Here is a 17,594-nt window from a genome sequence, read left to right as displayed (position 1 = left end):
GCTCAGGACTTGGCCAGGGAATCGCGGATCTGCATCAGCAGTTCCTTTTCCGTCGGGCCCGGGTCCTCCGCCGGGGCTTCCTCGGGCTCGTTCTCGGCCATTTCCTTGATCCGGTTGACCATCTTGACCAGCAGGAACACCACCCAGGCGATGATCAGGAAATTGATGACCGCCATGATGAAGTTTCCGTAGGCGAAGACCGCGGCCTCCTCGCCCTCGGTCAGGGCCAGGCCGAGCCCGGAAAAGTCGAGCCCCCCGGTAAACAGACTGATGATCGGGTTGATCAGGTCCTCGACCAGCGAGGTGACGATGGCTGTGAACGCGGCCCCGATGATGATCCCGACGGCCATGTCCATGACATTGCCTTTTGCGATGAATTGCTTGAATTCGTTGAGCATGATTGCTCTCCCTTGAACTGAACACGCACACCCCCGCCCCGCGTTTTGCACGGACGCACAGAAGGTGCGCGCAAAGGTTAACAGGCCCGCCGGTGTTTTCCGCCCCAAAACCGCATAGCTTTGCAAAACATTGCCGAAGGAGGCCCTGATGTCCGACCTATCCCGTTTTCCGATCACCGCTCGCTGGCCTGCCGAGAACCCGGGCGTGATCCAGCTGTATTCCTTTCCCACCCCGAACGGGGTGAAGGTGTCCATCGCACTGGAGGAGCTGGGCCTCGCCTATGAGCCGCATCTCGTCACGCTGTCGGACACGGACGTCAAAAGCCCCGCGTTCCTGTCACTCAACCCCAACAACAAGATCCCCGCGATCATCGACCCCGACGGGCCGGAGGGACCGCTGGGCCTGTTCGAAAGCGGCGCGATCCTGCTCTATCTCGCGGAGAAGACCGGCAAGCTGGCCGGGCGCAACGCCGCCGAGAAGGCGGTCGTGACCCAATGGCTGATGTTCCAGATGGGCGGGCTCGGCCCGATGCTGGGGCAGTTGGGGTTCTTCGTGAAGTTCGCCGGGGCCGCGATCGAGGACCCGCGCCCCCGGGATCGCTACGTGAGCGAGGCGCGGCGGCTCTTGGCCGTGCTCGAAGGGGCGCTGGAAGGGCGGGATTGGATCGCCGGGGAATATTCCATCGCCGATATCGCCATCGCGCCCTGGCTGCGCGCGCTGGACTTCTACGGCGCGCGGGAGCTGGTGGGCTGGGCGGATCATCCCAACCTCGTGGCGTATCTGGACCGGTTCCTGGCACGGCCCGCGGTGCAGAAAGGCCTCAACATTCCGGCGCGGCCCGCATGAGGCTGGCCCTGATCGGACTGGGCGCGATCAACCGCGCGGTGGCGGCGGGAATGGCCGGGCAGGCGGAGATGGTCGCCCTGACCCGCAGCGGGGCCGAGGCGCCCGGGGTGATGGCGGTATCGGACCTCTCGGCGCTGCGCGTCTTCGCGCCGGACCTGGTGGTGGAGGCCGCGGGGCACGGGGCGGCGCGCGCGTACCTGCCCGGCCTACTGGCCGCGGGGATCGATGTGCTGATGGCGTCGGTCGGCGTGCTGGCGGATCCGGAGACCGAGGCCGCCTTCCGCGCCGCGCCTGCCCATGGCGCGCAGCTGACAATTCCGGCGGGGGCGATTGGCGGGCTGGACCTGTTGGCGGCCCTGCCGAAGGACAGCCTGCGCGCGGTTCGCTACACGGGTGTCAAGCCGCCCGCGGCCTGGGCGGGCAGCCCGGCGGCGGACGGGCGGGACCTGTCGGCCCTGGACGGGCCGGTGACGCTGTTCGAAGGCACGGCGCGACAGGCGGCGCTGAGATTTCCCAACAACGCGAATGTGGCCGCGACGCTGGCATTGGCCGGGGCGGGGTTCGACAGGACCGAGGCGCGGTTGGTGGCCGACCCGGACGCGGCAGGCAATGGTCATGCCTACGACGTGATCTCGGACACGGCGGAGATGACGTTTTCTGTGCGGGCGCGCCCTTCGGACACGCCCGGCACCTCGGCCACCACGGCAATGAGCCTGTTGCGGGCGATCCGGAACCGGGACGCCGCGTGGGTGGTCTGAGCGGTTACTCGGCGGCGGCAGACTGCCCGGCGGGCAGCGCGCCCGTCAGCACGTAGCGCAACACCTCGACAACCTGAGCCGGGGTTTCGGCCACGGCAAGGGCGGCGGCGTGCACCTCCTTGAGGGCGTGCTGATGCTCCGGCGGATTGAGCACGATGATCGACTTGCCCAGCGCGGCGGCATAGCCCGCGTCGAAGGCCGCGTTCCATTGCTTGTACTTCTCGCCGAAGCGGACGACGACCACATCCGCGTCGGCGATTCCCTTGCGGATGCGGATGGCGTTGACCATGGCGCCCTTGTGGTCGTGCCAGTACTTGTTCGGCTCGGCCCCGAGGATCGCCACGCCGCAATCGTCGCTGGCCGCGTGATCGGTGACCGGCGCATTGAACGTGACGTCCAGCCCCGCGGCCCCTTCGACGATCTGCTCGCGCCAATCGGTGTGAATTTCGCCGGACAGATAGATGTTCAGGCCCATGGGTCCCCTCCTTTTTCGGTGTCGCGGGCATCATAGCCCCTGCGCGGGGTGTTAGGTATCCCCCTCGGCGCGCCTGGCAACCGCTCCGGGTCGGCGTTGGGGTTTGCGTGAGAGGTCAGCCGCAAGCGACCAAGCGGTTTCGAAACCGCTTGGGGTGCTCTGGACCGGACTTTTGCGCAAGGGACACCGCGCGCAGCCGGGTCGGACGAGGCGCATAGCCCGGCCCTGGACATTCGGGTCGGGCCCGGGGGCCAAGCGGTTTCGAAACCGCTTGGTTGGCGCGGGCTCAGCCGCGCAGCACGCCGCCCGTGGCCTTTTCGACCTTGGCCACGATCCGGGCAGCCACCGCTTCGATCTCTTTCTCGGTCAGGGTGGCGTCCGTCGGTTGCAGCCGCACGGTGATGGCCAGCGATTTCTTGCCCTCGCCCAAGGCGCCGCCGATGAACTCGTCGAACACGCGGACCTCTTCGATCAGCGTCTTGTCGGCCCCGGCGGCGGCGTTGGTAAGCGCCAGCGCCTCCACCTGCGCGTCCACCACGAAGGCAAAATCGCGTTCGACTGCCTGCAGGTCGCGGGCCTCCAGCGCGGGCCGGGTGGCAGAGGTCTTGCGCGGCATCGGCACCTCGTCGGGCCAGAGGGTAAAGCCCATCACCGGTCCCTTGAGATCCATGGCCGCCACCACGCGCGGGTGCAACTCGCCAAATACGCCGAGCACCTTCTTGGGGCCAAGGCAGATCTTGCCGTGCCGACCGGGGTGCCACCAGCCTTGGGCGCCGCGCAGGATCTGCACCTTGGCGGGGGCACCGATGGCCGCGAGGATCGCCTCGGCATCGGCCTTGACGTCGAACACGTCTACGGGGCGGCTTTCGCCGCGCACGTCCTTGGGCCCGGTGCGCCCGACCAGCAGGCCGGAGATCAGCGTATGCTGCTCGCCCGGCTCGCCGCCATGGAAGGCCGGGCCGACCTCGAAGAGCGCCAGGTCCATGATGCCGCGCGCCTGGTTGCGGGAAGCGGCCTGCATCAGACCGGGCAGCAGAGCGGGGCGCATATGGCTCATCTCGGAGGAGATCGGATTTTCCAGCTCGGTGGCTTCGGTGCCGCCGCCGAAGAGCGCCGCGGTGGGCTGGTCGATGAAGGAATAGGTCACGCACTCGTTGTACCCGAGCGCCGCCGCAGTGCGCCGCGCCAGGGCTTGCCGCCGCTGGCCTTGGGTCACGACTGGCTTCGGCACGCCGGTGGACGCGCGCGGCAGGGGGCGACCCTGGAGCTTGGTGAGTGACGCGATGCGGGCGACCTCTTCGACGAGATCGGCCTCGCCCATCACATCCGGGCGCCAGCTCGGCACATGGGCCATGTCGCCCTCCAGGGTGAAGCCCAGCGCCTCCAGCGTGGCGCGCTGGGTCTCGGGGGCGATGTCCATGCCCACGAGGCTCTGGACCCGGTCGGTATCGAGCTTGTAGGCGCGGGCAACATCCGGCAGCGCACCCGCGACCACCACGTCGGAGGCCTCGCCGCCGCACAGGTCAAGGATCATGCGGGTGGCGTGTTCCATCCCCTCGGGCGTCCAGGCCGGGTCGATCCCGCGCTCGAACCGGTAGCGCGCGTCGGAATTGATCTTGAGCGCGCGGCCGGTATAGGCGGTGCGCACCGGGTCGAAATAGGCCGCCTCGACAAAGACATTGACGGTTTCCTCGGTGCAGCCGGAGTGCAGGCCGCCCATGATGCCCGCGAGGCTTTCGACGCCGTTGTCGTCGGAGATCGCCGTCATGCCGGGCGCGAGCACGTATTCCTTCTCGTCCAACCCGGTGAAAGTCTCGCCGCCCTTGGCCGCATGGACCCGCAGGCAACCTGCGACCTTGTCGGCATCGAAGACGTGAAGGGGCCGGTTGCGGTCATAGGTGAAGAAGTTGGTGATATCGACCAGGGTCGAGATTGGGCGCAGGCCGATGGCGCGCAGGGCGGTTTGCAGCCAGTCCGGCGAGGGGCCGTTTTTGACGCCGCGGATCAGGCGGCCGTAGAAGACGGGGGCCGCGTCCCTTGTGTCGTCGTCGATGGTGACGGTGATCGGACAAGGGAAGGCGCCGGGCACCGGGGCGACGTCGCGGGCCTTCATCGTGCCGAGGCCGCGGGCGGCCAGATCTCGGGCAATGCCGCGCACGCCCAGCGCGTCGGGGCGGTTCGGGGTGATGGCGATCTCGATCACCGGATCGACGCGGGCAGGATCGTAGACGGCGAGCCAGTCCGGGAAGCTCTGGCCGATCTCGCCCTCGGGCAGTTCGATGATGCCCGTATGCTCGTCGGACATCTCCAGTTCGCGCTCGGAGGCCATCATGCCGTGGCTCTCGATGCCGCGGATCTTGCCCACGCCGATGGTGGTGTCGATGCCGGGCACGTAAACGCCGGGCCGGGCCACGACCACGGTGATGCCTTCCCGCGCGTTGGGTGCGCCGCAGATGATCTGCACGGGGCCGTCGCCGTATTCGACCTGGCAGACCTTGAGCCGGTCGGCCTCGGGGTGTTTTTCGGCCCGCAGCACCTTGCCCACCACGAAATCCGACAGCTTGGCGGCGGGGTTCTCGACCCCTTCGACCTCGAGCCCGAGATCGGTCAGGGCGTAGAGAATCTCGTCCAGGGTGGCGTCGGTCTCAAGGTGGTCCTTGAGCCAGGAGAGCGTGAATTTCATCGGGCCGGTCCTGCGGTTTTGCGTGCTTGGCCTGCTCTTATCCGAAGGGCGCGGGACGGGGAAGAGCGGCGGGAGATTTTGCCGGACCACCGCCCGGCCCCGGTCATGCCACATTTCCGCCATGGGACGGGGGTAGCTCCGGGTCAGGTTAACGAAATATTAACCGGCCCCGGGCCGGGACGACGAGGCAGGCAAGATGAAGACACTTCTGATGCGACGAGACGGAACAGTGATGGCAGAGACGGTACTCATGGCGGCCGCCTTTGGGGTCGTAGCGCTGCTGACATTGGTCGCGGTCACGCGAAACGAGGGGCCGCAATTATCGCTGGAGGCGGCACCCGGGGCCGCGCAGGTCGGGGACTAGCGGTCGGACGGATCGCGCTCTGCCTCCCGCGCGGCGAGCCAGCGCGAGACGCCATAGGCCGGCAGCAGGACGACCGACCAGCCCAGCACGTTGATGATCGTGAATCGCAGCTTCATCTCGGTCGGCATCCGGTCCGACATCCACAGGCCGATATGGGCCACCACGATCAGGGTCAGAAGGGCAGCAAGGGCGATGCGGATTTTCATGGGGGAGAGATAGGGCACCGGCGAGGCGGGAAAACCGCCTTGCACGGGCTGGCAGCCCGGACAGCGCCCTACCGGATTGCCAGACTGGATCGCGAGGCCGCGTTTCCACAGTCGGTCACCGGGCGCGGAGGGCAGCGACCGACCGCGGGTGTCGCGCTGAAAGCGCCCGCCCGGGGGGGCGGTCGGGCGCTGCCCGGGCCTGCGGCCCGTGCGGAAGTCTACCTACTCAACCCCGCATGCACCGTTGGCACGTCCAGCGCCGAGAAGCCGTAGTTGCGCAGCCAGCGCAGGTCGCTGTCGAAGAAGGCGCGCAGGTCTGGGATGCCGTATTTCAGCATGGCGATCCGGTCGATGCCCATCCCGAAGGCGAAGCCCTGCCATTGGGTCGGGTCGATGCCGCCGGCCTCCAGCACCTTGGGGTGCACCATGCCGGATCCGAGGATTTCGAGCCAGTCGTCGCCCTCGCCCACCTTGAGCTGACCGCCCTCCCACGAACACCGGATGTCGACCTCTGCCGAGGGTTCGGTGAAGGGGAAATGCGAGGCGCGGAAGCGCAGTTCCACATCGTCCACCTCGAAATAGCTGCGCACGAACTCCTCCAGCACCCATTTCAGGTTGGCCATGGAGATGTCGCGGTCGATCGCCAGCCCTTCGACCTGGTGGAACATCGGGGTATGGGTCTGATCGTAATCGCAGCGATAGACACCGCCCGGGCAGATCACGCGGATCGGTGCGCCATGCTCCTGCATCGCGCGGATCTGCACCGGCGAGGTATGGGTACGCAGCACATGGGGCGGGCGGTCGTCTCCCTCCGCGCGCTTCATGTAGAACGTGTCCATCTCGGCCCGTGCGGGGTGATGGCCCGGGATGTTGAGCGCGTCGAAATTGTACCAGTCGCTCTCCACGCGCGGCCCCTCGGCCACGGCAAATCCCATGTCGGCGAAGATCGCGGCGACCTCTTCGGAGACCTGGCTGATCGGGTGCAATGTGCCCGCGGGCCGCTGCCGTCCGGGCAGGGTCACGTCGAGCCATTCGGACCGCAGCCGCTCGTCCAGCGCGGCATCGGCGAGCGCGGCCTTCTTGGCGGCCAGGGCGGAGTTGATCTCGTCCTTCAGGGCGTTGAGCGCGGGGCCGGCGGTCTTGCGCTCTTCCGGGGTCATCTTGCCCAGCTCACGCATCTTGAGGCTGATCTCGCCCTTCTTGCCCACGGCGGCCACGCGCAGGGTTTCCAGCGCGCTCTCGTCCGCGGCCTCGGCAATCGCCGCCAGGTATTTCGACTTCAGATCGTCCATGTCACGCCTCGCACATCGTCGCGGAGGGCGTAGCGAGCCGGGGCGCAAGATGCAACCGTTCAGAGCTTGCACAGCAGCCGCGCCTCATGGGCCCGCAGGGTTGGCCGGGCGCTGGGACCATATGCGGCGGGATCGGCGGCAAGCTCGGGAAAGAGTGCCAGAAGCTCGTCCCGGGAGGCCTGCGCCATGGTATCGAGGCCCTGCGCGCCCGGATGAAAGCTCTCGGACCAGGCGCCGTTGGCGCGCACGATCTGGTGCCGGTCAAAGAGGATGTGAACATAGGTCACCATGCCGCCCGGGCGCCGCACCACGCGGTCGCCATCGACCAGATGCAGGGCGGCCACGAGCACCTCCGCCGCGCCGGTCAGCAACTCGGCCTGCCAGCCGGTCACGAGGATCCGGTGCTGGGGCGAGACCAGCAGCGGCGCGGTCGCCCCGTGGACGCCCACCGGGATCGCCACGGGGGCCAGCACACCCGCCGCGGGCACCCGGCGCGCGCCGGTCCAGACCAGTGGCTGCGCCCCCGCGTCGCGGGTCAGCACAAGGTCGCCGGGGCGCAAATGTTCGACCGGACGCGGGCCATCGGGCGTGTCGATCCGGGTGCCGGGGGTGAAGCACATGCCCGTGTCGCCGGGATCGACCGGCTCGAACACCGGCGTGGTCGGGTCGGGCTGGTTCCACTGGATCGAATAGGTGGCCATGCCCGCGCCGGTGGGGGGCCAGACATTGACCGAGACCGCCCCCTGGGCCGCACCGTCCAGAGCGGTGATGTTCTGGGTCTCCCCGCCGATGTCGAAGAAGCTGTGGACCGTGCCGGAGGTGTGATCGGTCAGGGCCGCCGCCTCGGCGTTGAGCGTCCCGCCGCCATCGGGATCGGTCAACCGGATCACGAAATCGTCTTGAGAGATGACATAGACGTTCTCGCCGCTGTCGGCATCGAAGCTGACGCGGACATCCGGATGGTCGAGAGGAATTTCGATCAGGGCGGTGCCGTCGTGATTGTAAAAGCTCGCGGTGAAATCGGCGGGATCCTCGGACGGGTCGAGCGCGAGCTCGAGAAACTCCGACACGCCGGACGCGTTCGAATAGACGTCGGAATAGTGCATCTCGCTGATGCGGGCCATGTGCGCGGCCTCGCCTTGACGGTATCGCGCACGGGCATAGGCCAAAGCCCCTAACAAAGCGCGAACATCCGCTCAGAAGACGAGGTTCATGACGCTCAGTGAGACCACGAGGAAAAGGAGCGTCATGATTCCGCCGCTCTTGATGAAATCGGTGACCTTGTAGCCCGCCGGGCCCATGATCAGCGCGTTGACCTGGTGGGTGGGGATCAGGAAGGAATTCGAGGTCGAGATCGCCACGGTCAGCGCAAAGAGCGCCGGATCGCCGCCCGCGGCCATGGCGATGGAGATCGCCAGCGGCACCAGCAGCACGGTTGCGCCCACGTTGGACATGATCAGCGTGAACACCGTGGACAGCACCGCGAGCCCCGCCTGCAAGGCCCAGAGCGGCCAGCCGTCGAGCAGGATGAGGATCTGCTGCGCGATCCAGGCGGCGGTGCCGGAGGATTGCACCGCCTGGCCGAGGGGAATGAGGCTGGCGAGCAGGAACACGGTCGACCAGCTCACGGCATTGTAGGCCTCGTCGATGTCGAGCACGCGGGTCAGGATCATGCCCGCCGCCCCGGTCAGCAGGCAGAGCGACAGGCGCAGGTCCGTCAGCAGGATCAGCCCAAGCGCGATGGCGAAGAACAAGAGCGCCCAGCCGACCTTCTTGGGGCGCGGCTCTTCCTGCGGGTAGTCCGAGGTCACGACCACGAAATCCCTGTTTCGACTGAGCCGGGTCAAGGCCTCCCAGGTGGTGAGGATCACGAGCGTGTCGCCCGCGCGGAAGGGTACTTCGCCGATCTGGGTATGAGTGTGATCCTCGGTCTCGACGATGCTCAGGGTTTCCTCGCCCCGGTGGATGGCCAGCATGCTCGCGCCATAGGTCTTGCGGAACACGACGTCATGGGCGCATTTCCCGATCAGGGACGAGCCCGGCGGGATCACCACCTCGGCGATCCCGGACTTAGTGGGGGCGTAGTCCTCGGCAAAGACGTCGAGCCGGTCATGGAGGGTGAAGCCCATGTCCTCGGCCATGTGGCGCACTTCACGCGCGCGACCCAGCACGGCAAGGCGGCAGGGCGGTGTGATCTCGGTCTGGATGACGGGCGCAAACCAGGTCTTGCCCTGATAGGCGCTCCCGATGATGTAGACATGATACCGCTTGGTCAGGTCGTCATAGGTCTGGCCCGCGACCCTGTGGCCTTCGGGGATGGTGATCTCGAAGATGTCGGTTTTCAGCCCGTAGATCTGCTTGAGGTAGTCCTTGGTGGACTGGCCGGAGGTGGCGTCGCCGCCCTTCTGGCCACTGGGCAGGACCCAGCGGCCGAAGAGCATGAAATAGAGGATGCCCGTAGCGACAAGCGCGATCCCGACCGGGGTGACCGAAAACAGGCCGTAGGGCGCCATCCGGGCGTCGGGCGGCAAGCTCGGATTGGCCGCCAGCAGCAGGTCGTTGAGCAGGATCAGGGGCGAGGAGCCCACCATGGTCAGCGTCCCGCCAAGGATCGCGCAGAAGCCCATGGGCATCAGCAACCGGCTGAGCGGCAGGCCCGTGCGCACGGAGATCCGGCTGACCACGGGCAGGAACAGCGCAGCTGCGCCGACATTCTGCATGAAGGACGAGATCACGCCCACCGTGCCCGACACGATGGGCACCACCCGGGCCTCGGAACTGCCGCCGCGTTTCAGGATGAGCGCGGCGACCTTGCTCATCAGCCCGGTCTTGTCGAGGCCGGCGCCGATGATCATCACGGCGATGATCGACACAACCGCGTTGGAGGCGAGTCCATCGAAAAGCGTACTGACATCCGCCAGTGAGTGCAGACCCGGCAGCTGGCTGAGCAGGCCCAGGAGCACCATGACGAGGATCGCCGCGAAATCGATCCGCACCACTTCGGACACGAACAGCGCCACGGTGAAGCCGAGCAGTCCGAGCACGACCATCATCGGATAGGTGAGCGTCAGCGCCTCCACGTGTCCTCCCGGTCTGCGCGACCCGGCCTCTCTGCGGCGGGCCGTGCGATGCGCGGGCCGTCACCCGGACCCACGCGCCCATGTCTGTGGCATGGGTAGTTCAACCTGCCCGAAAGGGCGGCGGAAAGGCAACAGGATAGGCGGGCGCCGGGCCCTCAGCGGGATGGGAGGCGGAGAAGCTGCGCTTCATGGGCGCGCAGGCTGCGCCGGGCGCTGGGGCCATAGGCGGCCGGGCTTTCGCGAAGCTCCGGGAAGAGGCCGAGCAGTTCGTCCCGGGCGGCGCCGTCCATGGTCTCCAGCCCCTGAGCCCCGGGGTGGAAGCTTTCGGACCAGGCGCCGTTGGCTCGCACCAGGTGATGCCGGTCGAACAGGATATGGATGTAGGTCACCATCCCGCCGGGGCGCCGCACGACCCGGTCCCCATCGACAAGGTGCAGGGCCGCGACCAGCACCTCGTCTGTGCCGGTGAGCAGTTCGGCCTGCCAGCCTGTCAGCAGCATCCGGTGCTGCGGCGACACCAGAAGCGGCGCGGTCGCCCCGTACATCCCCGCCGGGATCGCCACGGGCGCCAGCGGACCGGCCGCGGGAACCGTGCGAGCACCGACCCAGCGCAGGGGCTGCGCGCCCGCATCCCGGGTCCAGACCAGGTCGCCGGGCCGCAGGTCTTGCACCATCCGCGGGCCGTCGGGCGTGTCGATCAGGGTGCCCGGAGTGAAACAGACGCCGCTATCGCCCGGGGTCACGGGAATGTAGACGGGCGTATCGGGATCGGGCTTGTTGAACTGGATGGAATAGGTGGCGGCCACGGGCCCCGTGGGCACGGGGATATTCGTCGAGACCGCCCCGTCCGCTGCGCCGCCATCGGCCACGATATCGGTTCTGCCACCGCCGATGTCATAGAAGTTGATCACCGTATCCGTGGCCGTGTTCGTCAGGGCGAATGCTTCGGTATTACGAGGACCGATGGAATCCGGGTCGGTCAGCCGGACTATGAAGACGGTTTCCGAGATCACGTAGACGTCTTCGCCGGTTTCGGGGTCGCGGGTCACAGTGACGCCGGGATCGTCGAGCCGCACCTCCAGCGCGAGTTGACCGCTGGTCTGGTAGAAGGAAACGACGAAATCCGCCGGGTTTTCGGACGGGTCGAGCGCGACTTCGAGGAATTCCGGCTCGCCTGACCGTCGAGCGTACGCATTCGAGTAGTGGAGTTCGCTTATTCGGGCCAAATCAGTCGCCTGCCATGCCTAACGTCGTGTTAACAGTGCGCTAATCTATCGATCAAGCAAATTGGAATGACAAGTCAGGCAAATGAATTATCGGCGGGTCTGGCCGGAATGCACACCCGCGGGATCGAACATCGCGCCTTTCGGGACAATTCGATTACGCCTGCCACCACTCTGCGAGGCGGCGAGCAAAGCAGGCACGGACCACGAAAAAGGCCGCCCCCGAAGGTGCGGCCCGATCGGTTTGGGACTGCGGCGGGTCAGGCCGGCAGGGCGGCCTTGGCCTGGTCCACGATGGCGCTGAACGCCTCGGGCTCGTGCACGGCCAGATCGGCCAGAACCTTGCGGTCCACTTCGATCCCGGCCAGCGACAGGCCATTGATGAAACGCGAGTATGTCAGCGCCTCGTCATGGGCGCGCACGGCGGCATTGATCCGCTGGATCCACAGGGCGCGGAACTGGCGCTTGCGGTTCTTGCGGTCGCGCGTGGCGTACTGGTTGGCCTTGTCGACCGCCTGACGGGCGACCTTGAAGGTATTCTTGCGGCGACCGTAATAGCCTTTGGCGGCATCGGTGACCTTCTTGTGACGGGCGTGGGTGACGGTTCCACCTTTGGTGCGGGACATATTCCGGTCTCCTTAGCGCGAGTAGGGCATGTAGGACTTGACGATCTTCGCATCGGGCGCGCTGAGGATCGTTGTGCCCCGCGCGGTGCGAATGAACTTCGTCGTCCGTTTGATCATGCCATGGCGCTTGCCGGCCTGACCGGCCCTGACCTTGCCAGTGGCCGTCATCTTGAAGCGCTTCTTGGCGCTCGACTTGGTCTTCATCTTGGGCATTTGCGTCTCCTGTCGTCTACGCTTGATCCCGCGACTCGGCATGCCACTGAGGCCGGACGCGTGCTTGAAGACGCGCAGGTACGACAGAGCGGAGCGCTTGGCAAGAGCTTTGGCGCATTTCGGGGCGATGCCGAAAGGGTGTCGATGATCCGAGGGAGCGGCGCAAGCTCCTGTCGGGTGCGCTTGGCCCAGGCGCAGGTTCGTCCGACGAAGGCCGGGATGTCGAAGCAGCAAAGGGCGGTGCAGACCGATTTCGGGTGCTCAGGCACAAAAGGCGCCGTCAGGTTCCCGCCCCTCGGGGAAGGTCGTCGGCACGGCGCAGCGGTTTCTCTACCTATCGGGGGGATCAGTCCATCACCGTGCGATAGATCTTTACCACGGCAACGGGGATATCCTCGAGTTGCAGCCCGTCCGGTTGGGCCTGCCAGGCCACGGCCAGCAAGCCCAGCCCCACCGGGGCGAGCAGGAGTGTCGGCCAGATGGCGCGCTGCTCGATCGCCGCGACGAGGCTGCGGGTGACTGCCAAAGCCAGGCAGATCAGCCCACCGATCAGCGGCAGCGCCCCCTCCAAGGGATCAGCCCGGCTCGGTCGAGAAGATCAGCTTCTCTTCGCACGGCGCAACGCGCAGGATGTTGGTGCTGCCCGCCTGATTGAAGGGCACGCCCGCGACCACGAGGATCTGGTCGGCCTCGGTGGCGAAGCCCTCGGTCCGGGCCGCGCGGGCCGCCGCCACGACGGCCATTTTGAAGCGCGAGATTTCCGTCGCCATGACGCAATGGGCGCCCCAGGTCAGGCACAGCTTGCGCGCGGTACCGAGACGGCTGGTGAGCGCGATAATGGGCACGCGGGGTTTCTCGCGGCTGACCTTGGACACGGTGGTGCCCGATTCCGAGAAACAACAGATCGCCTTGATCCCCGTTGTGGTCTCGGCGATCTCCCGGGCTGCCGAGACGATCCCGTCGGCCACGGTGGAGCGCGCGCCGGGGCGCGAGGCTTCGATGATCTGGCGATAGGTCGGGTCGCTTTCGACCTCGATGGCGACGTTGTTCATGGTGGTCACGGCTTCGACCGGAAAATCGCCAGCGGCGGATTCCGCGCTCAGCATCACTGCATCCGCCCCTTCGTAGATCGCCGCGGCCACGTCCGACACCTCTGCCCGGGTGGGCATGGGGGAGCTGATCATGCTCTCGAGCATCTGGGTCGCCACGATCACCGGCTTGGCCTCGCGCCGGGCCCCGCGAACCAACCGCTTCTGGATCGGCGGGACCTTCTGCACCGGCAACTCGACCCCGAGATCGCCGCGCGCGACCATGATCCCGTCGGAGGCGGCGAGGATTTCCTCGTAGGCCTGCACGGCGGCGGGCTTCTCGATCTTCGACATGATCGCCGCCCGGTTCCCGGCCAGCTCACGGGCCTCGTGCACATCCGCGGCCCGCTGCACGAAGGACAGGGCGAGCCACTCCACGCCCAGCGTGCAGACGAATTCCAGATCCGCCCGGTCCTTGTCCGACAGTGCCGCGAGCGGGAGGACCACATCGGGCACATTCACGCCCTTGCGGTCGGAAATCTCACCGGCCACGAGCACCTCGGTCTCGGCGAAATCGCCGGCGCAGCGCGTGACCTTCAGCACCACCTTGCCGTCATTGACCAGAAGGCGCGCGCCAGGCTCCAGGGCGTCGAAAATCTCCTTGTGGGGCAGGCAGACGCGCGTGGCATCGCCCGGCGCCGGGTCGAGATCAAGCCGGAACGCCTGGCCCACCTCCAGCTGATGGGGTCCGTTGGCGAACGCGCCCACGCGCAGCTTCGGCCCCTGCAGGTCCGCAAGGATCGCGATGGGCCGTCCGGTGTCCTTTTCGACCTGGCGGATGATCTCGTGCCGGGCCGCCACATCGTCATGGCTGCCATGGCTCATGTTCAGCCGGAACACGTCGGCGCCTGCTTCGAACAGCGCCCGGATGGTGTCGTAATCGCTGGAACTGGGGCCCAGAGTGGCCACGATCTTCAGGTTTCTATGGCGTCGCACGCGCGTTCTCCCGCCTCTTCTCTCAATTCGCTGTTAGCGGTACCACGTCCCCGAGGCGCTTTCCATCGCATATTGCAGTCGCAGCAAAGCGCCCTGCTCTGGCCTCCCCGCGCGATCCCCGGTATGGCCAATGGACAAGACCACGGGAAGACAGATGGACGCCTGCCCCTTTCTCGAAATCGACGGCCCTGCGCCCTCCGACTGGGTGCTGCTTTGCGACCATGCGCGCAACTGGGTCCCGCCCGATGTGGCGGGGGGCGACCTGGGCCTGCCACCGGAGGACATGGCGCGCCATATTGCTTACGACCCTGGTGCGGAGGGGGTGACGCGCGTGCTGGCGGCGGAATTGAATGCCCCGGCGGTGATGGCGACGTTCTCGCGACTGGTGATCGACCCGAACCGGGCCGAGGACGACCCCACCCTTCTGATGCGGCTCTATGACGGCTCGATCATTCCGGGCAACCGTCACGCGGACGCAACCGAACGGCAACGCCGGATCGAGGCCTGGCACCGGCCTTACCACGACGCGGTCACGGCCATGCTCGCCGCGCGGCCCGAGGCGATGCTGGTCTCGATCCATTCCTTCACCCGGCAATTGCGCGGCCGGGCGCCGCGGCCCTGGCATATCGGCGTGCTCTATTCGGACGATACGCGGCTGGCGCGCCCGCTGCTCGACGTTCTGAACGGCGAGCCGGATCTGTGCATCGGGGACAACCTGCCCTATTCGGGGCACCTGCCCGGCGACACGATGGACCGCCACGGGGTGCAGCCCGGCCGACCCCATGTCTTGATCGAATTGCGCAACGACCTCATTTCCACACCAGAGACCCAGGCTGCCTGGGGGGTCCGCCTCGCGCACCTCCTGCGGGCGGCGCACCAACAGATGGAGGAGACCCGCTTATGACCGCCCCCCAGATCGACCCGCAGACCCAGGTGGAACTCGAAGCCGCGGCCTTCCGCGCGCTGCGCAAACACCTGATGGAAGACCGCACGGACGTACAGAACATCGACATGATGAACCTCGCCGGGTTCTGCCGGAACTGCCTGAGCCGCTGGTACCAGGAAGCCGCCGCCGAGAAGGGGATCGAGTTGGGCAAGGAAGACGCGCGCGAGATTTTCTATGGCATGCCCATGGCGGAGTGGAAGGCCAACTACCAGACCGACGCGAGCCCGGAAAAGCAGGCCGAGTTCGAGACCGCCTTCAAGGAAAACGTCACCGACAAGCAGGGCTGACCACCCCCCCTGCCCTTTGCGAAAATACTCCGGGGGAGGCGCGCAGGGCCGGAGGTAGCGAGGATGCGCAGGTCAGACGGAGACCGTGACGGCACGCAACGTGCCGTCAGGTCCTCGAGGCGCTCAGTTCTCCCAGTGGTCGTTTGCTTCGGCGATCGTGGCAAAATACATCGCTATGACGCCGGAGACATCGATCAAGCTCTGGGGGTCTCTGGCGTAATTCGGGCGGACTGCAAAGAGAACCTCCTTGTCGCCCTGCGTGGTCGTGACCCCCTTGCGCGCCATTGTCACCGCGAGGTCGAAGCCCTGCGCGGGCGTCTCGGTCAAGAGGCTGGGCAGCCAGCTGTCACCGCTGTCCTGGGCCAGTGACGGCGGCGCGAGCAGCGCCAGCGCAAGCAAGGCGGATACAAGTATACGATTTTTCATGGGTATGTCCTTTCCTGTGGCAAATCGTTTTCCGGGGGGGGGGCGTACAATGGCGCGCCAGACGCCCTGTCCAAGACTGGATGTGACCCGGTGCCGCGCGGTCCTGTTGAGGGCTGCCCGTCTGGATGTCACGCCGCCTGAAAGCAGTTTCTTCGGCAAACCGGGGCTGACGCTCGGATTGAAATTCCCGCGCTGCGGGACACGCCAAGGGCGGGCAAACGGACAGTCAATCCAAGCAGTTATTGCCGCCAATGGCGTCGCAAGATCTGTTGGTGCGGGGCATTTTTCGATCACGACAGCGACTTCCAAGAGGCAGTTCCAGTCTAGGTGTCTTAATGCGCATTGTAAATACTTATTGAGGGATATTGCGCTCAGGTTGCATCAGCGACCGCAAAACTTGCCTGTAAAAAAGCGCGGCTGCTGGTCGGACATCAGGTCCGGATCGCCGGGGGGCTTGTTCACCTCGGTTTCGGACGCTCGCGGAGATCAGGCGGGGACTTCGACAGGCCCAGGACAGATACGCGTCATGGCGCAGGTCCAGGCGACGGGCTCACTGCGCAATGCGGAGGGGACAACGCCGTGGTTATGGAAAAATGGTTTTCTGATGGCCATTGTCTGTCATCACGCCCGACACATCACGTCTGGACCGATGGCAGGGGCGGAGGGGCTCGAACCCCCGACCCTCGGTTTTGGAGACCGATGCTCTACCAACTGAGCTACACCCCTAAGGCCAAGGCGAGGGGTATGAGAGTTGTCCGGGGAAATCAAGAGCACTTTTTCCCAAGGGCCGGGGCGCCGGACGCTTGCATCCTGCGGCCCGTCATAGGACATCGGCGCCATGACGACGCCCGCCACCGGTCCCCGCCTATCCGTGCCCGCGCCCTTCCGGGACGCCCCGTGGCAGGCCGACGCACTGCGCGCGGCGGAGGCCGAGATCGCGGTGCCCACCATGCTCGCCCCCGAAGAGCGGCAGTTCTATTACTGGGCCGCGCGGGATTGGGCGCGCGGCGAGGGCGCGCTGGTGGATCTGGGGGCTTTTGCCGGGGGATCCACCGCGCGACTGGCGGCGGGGGCGGCCGCCGCGGGGCACGGGGCGGTGATCCATGCCTATGACCGGTTCACGGCCAAGGAGCAGACCAAGGCAAACGTGCTCTATGCCGCCGGGGTGCCGCCGTTCGAGGGGCGCGATATCCTGCCGCTCGCGCAGGAGTTTCTTGCCCCCTGGGCCGCGCAAACACGGTTTCACGTGGGCCATATCCCGGATCTCGGCTGGCCCGGGGGCAGGATCGAGCTTCTGGCGGTGGATGCCGCGAAGATCGCCACCACCACCGACCTGATCGCCGCGGCCTTCCTGCCGCACCTGATCCCCGGCCGGTCCCTGGTGATCCAGCAGGACTTCCTGCACTGGTCCCAGCCCTGGCTGCCGGCGCAGATGTGGCGGCTGCGGGATCATCTGCGCCCGGTGGCGTTCGCCCGTCGGGACACGGTAGCGTTTCTGTGCACCGCGCCGATCACGCCCGAGGCCCTGGAGGGCGCCCGGATCGCGGAGGCCACGGATATGGAACTGATCGAGGATATCCGCGCGATCCGCGAAACCTTGCCCGAGGACTGGGACCTGACCCGGCGTCTGCGCCGGACCATCGCCGCCCTGCGCGCCAACCCGGGGGAGCGGATCGCGTGGAAGATGCGGCCCGCCCCGCCGCCGGGTTCCTGATCGAAAACGCTTCGCGCATGAAAAAGGGGGCG

The 17,594-nt window shown here is 66.8% G+C and carries 19 protein-coding genes and 1 tRNA gene; 6 read left to right on the top strand and 14 right to left on the bottom strand.

Annotated features, from left to right (window positions below; all coding sequences use genetic code 11):
* Positions 1-2: 2 nt before the first annotated feature.
* Complete coding sequence (gene mscL, locus DSHI_RS01205) at positions 3-398, bottom strand: large-conductance mechanosensitive channel protein MscL (RefSeq protein WP_012176923.1); 396 nt, start codon at positions 396-398, stop codon at positions 3-5.
* Positions 399-546: 148 nt separating this feature from the next.
* Between mscL and DSHI_RS01200 the strand changes: the two genes are divergently transcribed.
* Positions 547-1,245, top strand: coding sequence for a glutathione S-transferase family protein (locus DSHI_RS01200; RefSeq protein ID WP_012176922.1), 699 nt, complete (start codon positions 547-549; stop codon positions 1,243-1,245).
* A complete protein-coding gene (locus DSHI_RS01195; protein ID WP_012176921.1) occupies positions 1,242-2,003 on the top strand; it encodes an aspartate dehydrogenase in 762 nt (253 codons plus the stop codon). The genes DSHI_RS01200 and DSHI_RS01195 overlap by 4 nt, the downstream gene beginning before the upstream one ends.
* A 4-nt stretch (positions 2,004-2,007) precedes the next feature.
* Here the strand turns inward: DSHI_RS01195 and DSHI_RS01190 are convergent, their stop codons facing one another.
* Together DSHI_RS01190 and pheT are read right to left on the bottom strand one after the other, a co-directional pair.
* Positions 2,008-2,478: a YtoQ family protein gene (locus tag DSHI_RS01190; RefSeq protein ID WP_012176920.1), complete on the bottom strand. Its 471-nt coding sequence runs from the start codon at positions 2,476-2,478 to the stop codon at positions 2,008-2,010.
* A 286-nt stretch (positions 2,479-2,764) separates the two neighbouring features.
* On the bottom strand, positions 2,765-5,161 hold the full coding sequence (pheT, locus tag DSHI_RS01185; RefSeq protein ID WP_012176919.1) for a phenylalanine--tRNA ligase subunit beta: 2,397 nt from the start codon (positions 5,159-5,161) through the stop codon (positions 2,765-2,767).
* A 232-nt stretch (positions 5,162-5,393) separates the two neighbouring features.
* On the opposite strand from pheT, the gene DSHI_RS22940 reads away from it, so the two are divergent.
* Positions 5,394-5,525 carry a hypothetical protein gene (locus DSHI_RS22940; protein WP_274582635.1) on the top strand — a complete coding sequence of 44 codons (132 nt, stop codon included), beginning with the start codon at positions 5,394-5,396 and terminating at the stop codon, positions 5,523-5,525.
* On the opposite strand, the gene DSHI_RS01180 is transcribed toward DSHI_RS22940, so the two are convergent.
* The 9 genes from DSHI_RS01180 to pyk all read right to left on the bottom strand — a co-directional run bounded on the left by DSHI_RS01180 (position 5,522) and on the right by pyk (position 14,189).
* Entirely contained in the window at positions 5,522-5,731 is a 210-nt protein-coding gene (locus tag DSHI_RS01180) for a phenylalanyl-tRNA synthetase subunit beta (protein WP_245533032.1), read from the bottom strand. The genes DSHI_RS22940 and DSHI_RS01180 overlap by 4 nt on opposite strands.
* 218 nt (positions 5,732-5,949) lie before the next feature.
* Positions 5,950-7,023, bottom strand: a complete 1,074-nt coding sequence (gene pheS, locus DSHI_RS01175) for a phenylalanine--tRNA ligase subunit alpha (protein ID WP_012176917.1) — start codon at positions 7,021-7,023, stop codon at positions 5,950-5,952.
* Positions 7,024-7,082: 59 nt separating this feature from the next.
* Positions 7,083-8,147, bottom strand: a complete 1,065-nt coding sequence (locus DSHI_RS01170) for a Hint domain-containing protein (protein ID WP_012176916.1) — start codon at positions 8,145-8,147, stop codon at positions 7,083-7,085.
* 72 nt (positions 8,148-8,219) lie between these two features.
* The gene (locus DSHI_RS01165; protein WP_012176915.1) at positions 8,220-10,103 is read right to left on the bottom strand and encodes an SLC13 family permease; all 1,884 of its coding nucleotides are present in this window, start codon (positions 10,101-10,103) and stop codon (positions 8,220-8,222) included.
* 155 nt (positions 10,104-10,258) lie between these two features.
* A complete protein-coding gene (locus DSHI_RS01160; RefSeq protein WP_012176914.1) occupies positions 10,259-11,329 on the bottom strand; it encodes a Hint domain-containing protein in 1,071 nt (356 codons plus the stop codon).
* Positions 11,330-11,586: 257 nt separating this feature from the next.
* Positions 11,587-11,952 (bottom strand): 50S ribosomal protein L20, encoded by a 366-nt coding sequence (gene rplT, locus DSHI_RS01155; protein ID WP_012176913.1) that lies wholly within the window; start codon positions 11,950-11,952, stop codon positions 11,587-11,589.
* 12 nt (positions 11,953-11,964) lie between these two features.
* Entirely contained in the window at positions 11,965-12,165 is a 201-nt protein-coding gene (gene rpmI, locus DSHI_RS01150) for a 50S ribosomal protein L35 (RefSeq protein ID WP_012176912.1), read from the bottom strand.
* 346 nt (positions 12,166-12,511) lie between these two features.
* Positions 12,512-12,736, bottom strand: a complete 225-nt coding sequence (locus DSHI_RS01145; protein ID WP_012176911.1) for a hypothetical protein — start codon at positions 12,734-12,736, stop codon at positions 12,512-12,514.
* Between the two features lie 4 nt (positions 12,737-12,740).
* Entirely contained in the window at positions 12,741-14,189 is a 1,449-nt protein-coding gene (gene pyk / locus DSHI_RS01140; RefSeq protein WP_012176910.1) for a pyruvate kinase, read from the bottom strand.
* A 154-nt stretch (positions 14,190-14,343) separates the two neighbouring features.
* Between pyk and DSHI_RS01135 the strand changes: the two genes are divergently transcribed.
* Positions 14,344-15,093, top strand: a complete 750-nt coding sequence (locus tag DSHI_RS01135; protein WP_012176909.1) for an N-formylglutamate amidohydrolase — start codon at positions 14,344-14,346, stop codon at positions 15,091-15,093.
* Between the two features lie 11 nt (positions 15,094-15,104).
* Entirely contained in the window at positions 15,105-15,422 is a 318-nt protein-coding gene (locus DSHI_RS01130) for a DUF1244 domain-containing protein (RefSeq protein WP_044028207.1), read from the top strand.
* 123 nt (positions 15,423-15,545) lie between these two features.
* Here the strand turns inward: DSHI_RS01130 and DSHI_RS01125 are convergent, their stop codons facing one another.
* Both DSHI_RS01125 and DSHI_RS01120 read right to left on the bottom strand, forming a co-directional pair.
* The gene (locus tag DSHI_RS01125) at positions 15,546-15,848 is read right to left on the bottom strand and encodes a hexameric tyrosine-coordinated heme protein (protein WP_012176907.1); all 303 of its coding nucleotides are present in this window, start codon (positions 15,846-15,848) and stop codon (positions 15,546-15,548) included.
* 650 nt (positions 15,849-16,498) lie between these two features.
* Positions 16,499-16,574, bottom strand: a tRNA-Trp gene (locus DSHI_RS01120).
* 112 nt (positions 16,575-16,686) lie between these two features.
* On the opposite strand from DSHI_RS01120, the gene DSHI_RS01115 reads away from it, so the two are divergent.
* Positions 16,687-17,562, top strand: a complete 876-nt coding sequence (locus DSHI_RS01115; RefSeq protein ID WP_012176906.1) for a hypothetical protein — start codon at positions 16,687-16,689, stop codon at positions 17,560-17,562.
* The last annotated feature ends 32 nt before the right edge of the window (positions 17,563-17,594 follow it).

Source organism: Dinoroseobacter shibae DFL 12 = DSM 16493 (assembly GCF_000018145.1).
Lineage (GTDB): Bacteria > Pseudomonadota > Alphaproteobacteria > Rhodobacterales > Rhodobacteraceae > Dinoroseobacter > Dinoroseobacter shibae.
Note: the sequence above shows the minus strand (reverse complement) of the source record. Positions and strands in the feature narration are given on the sequence as shown.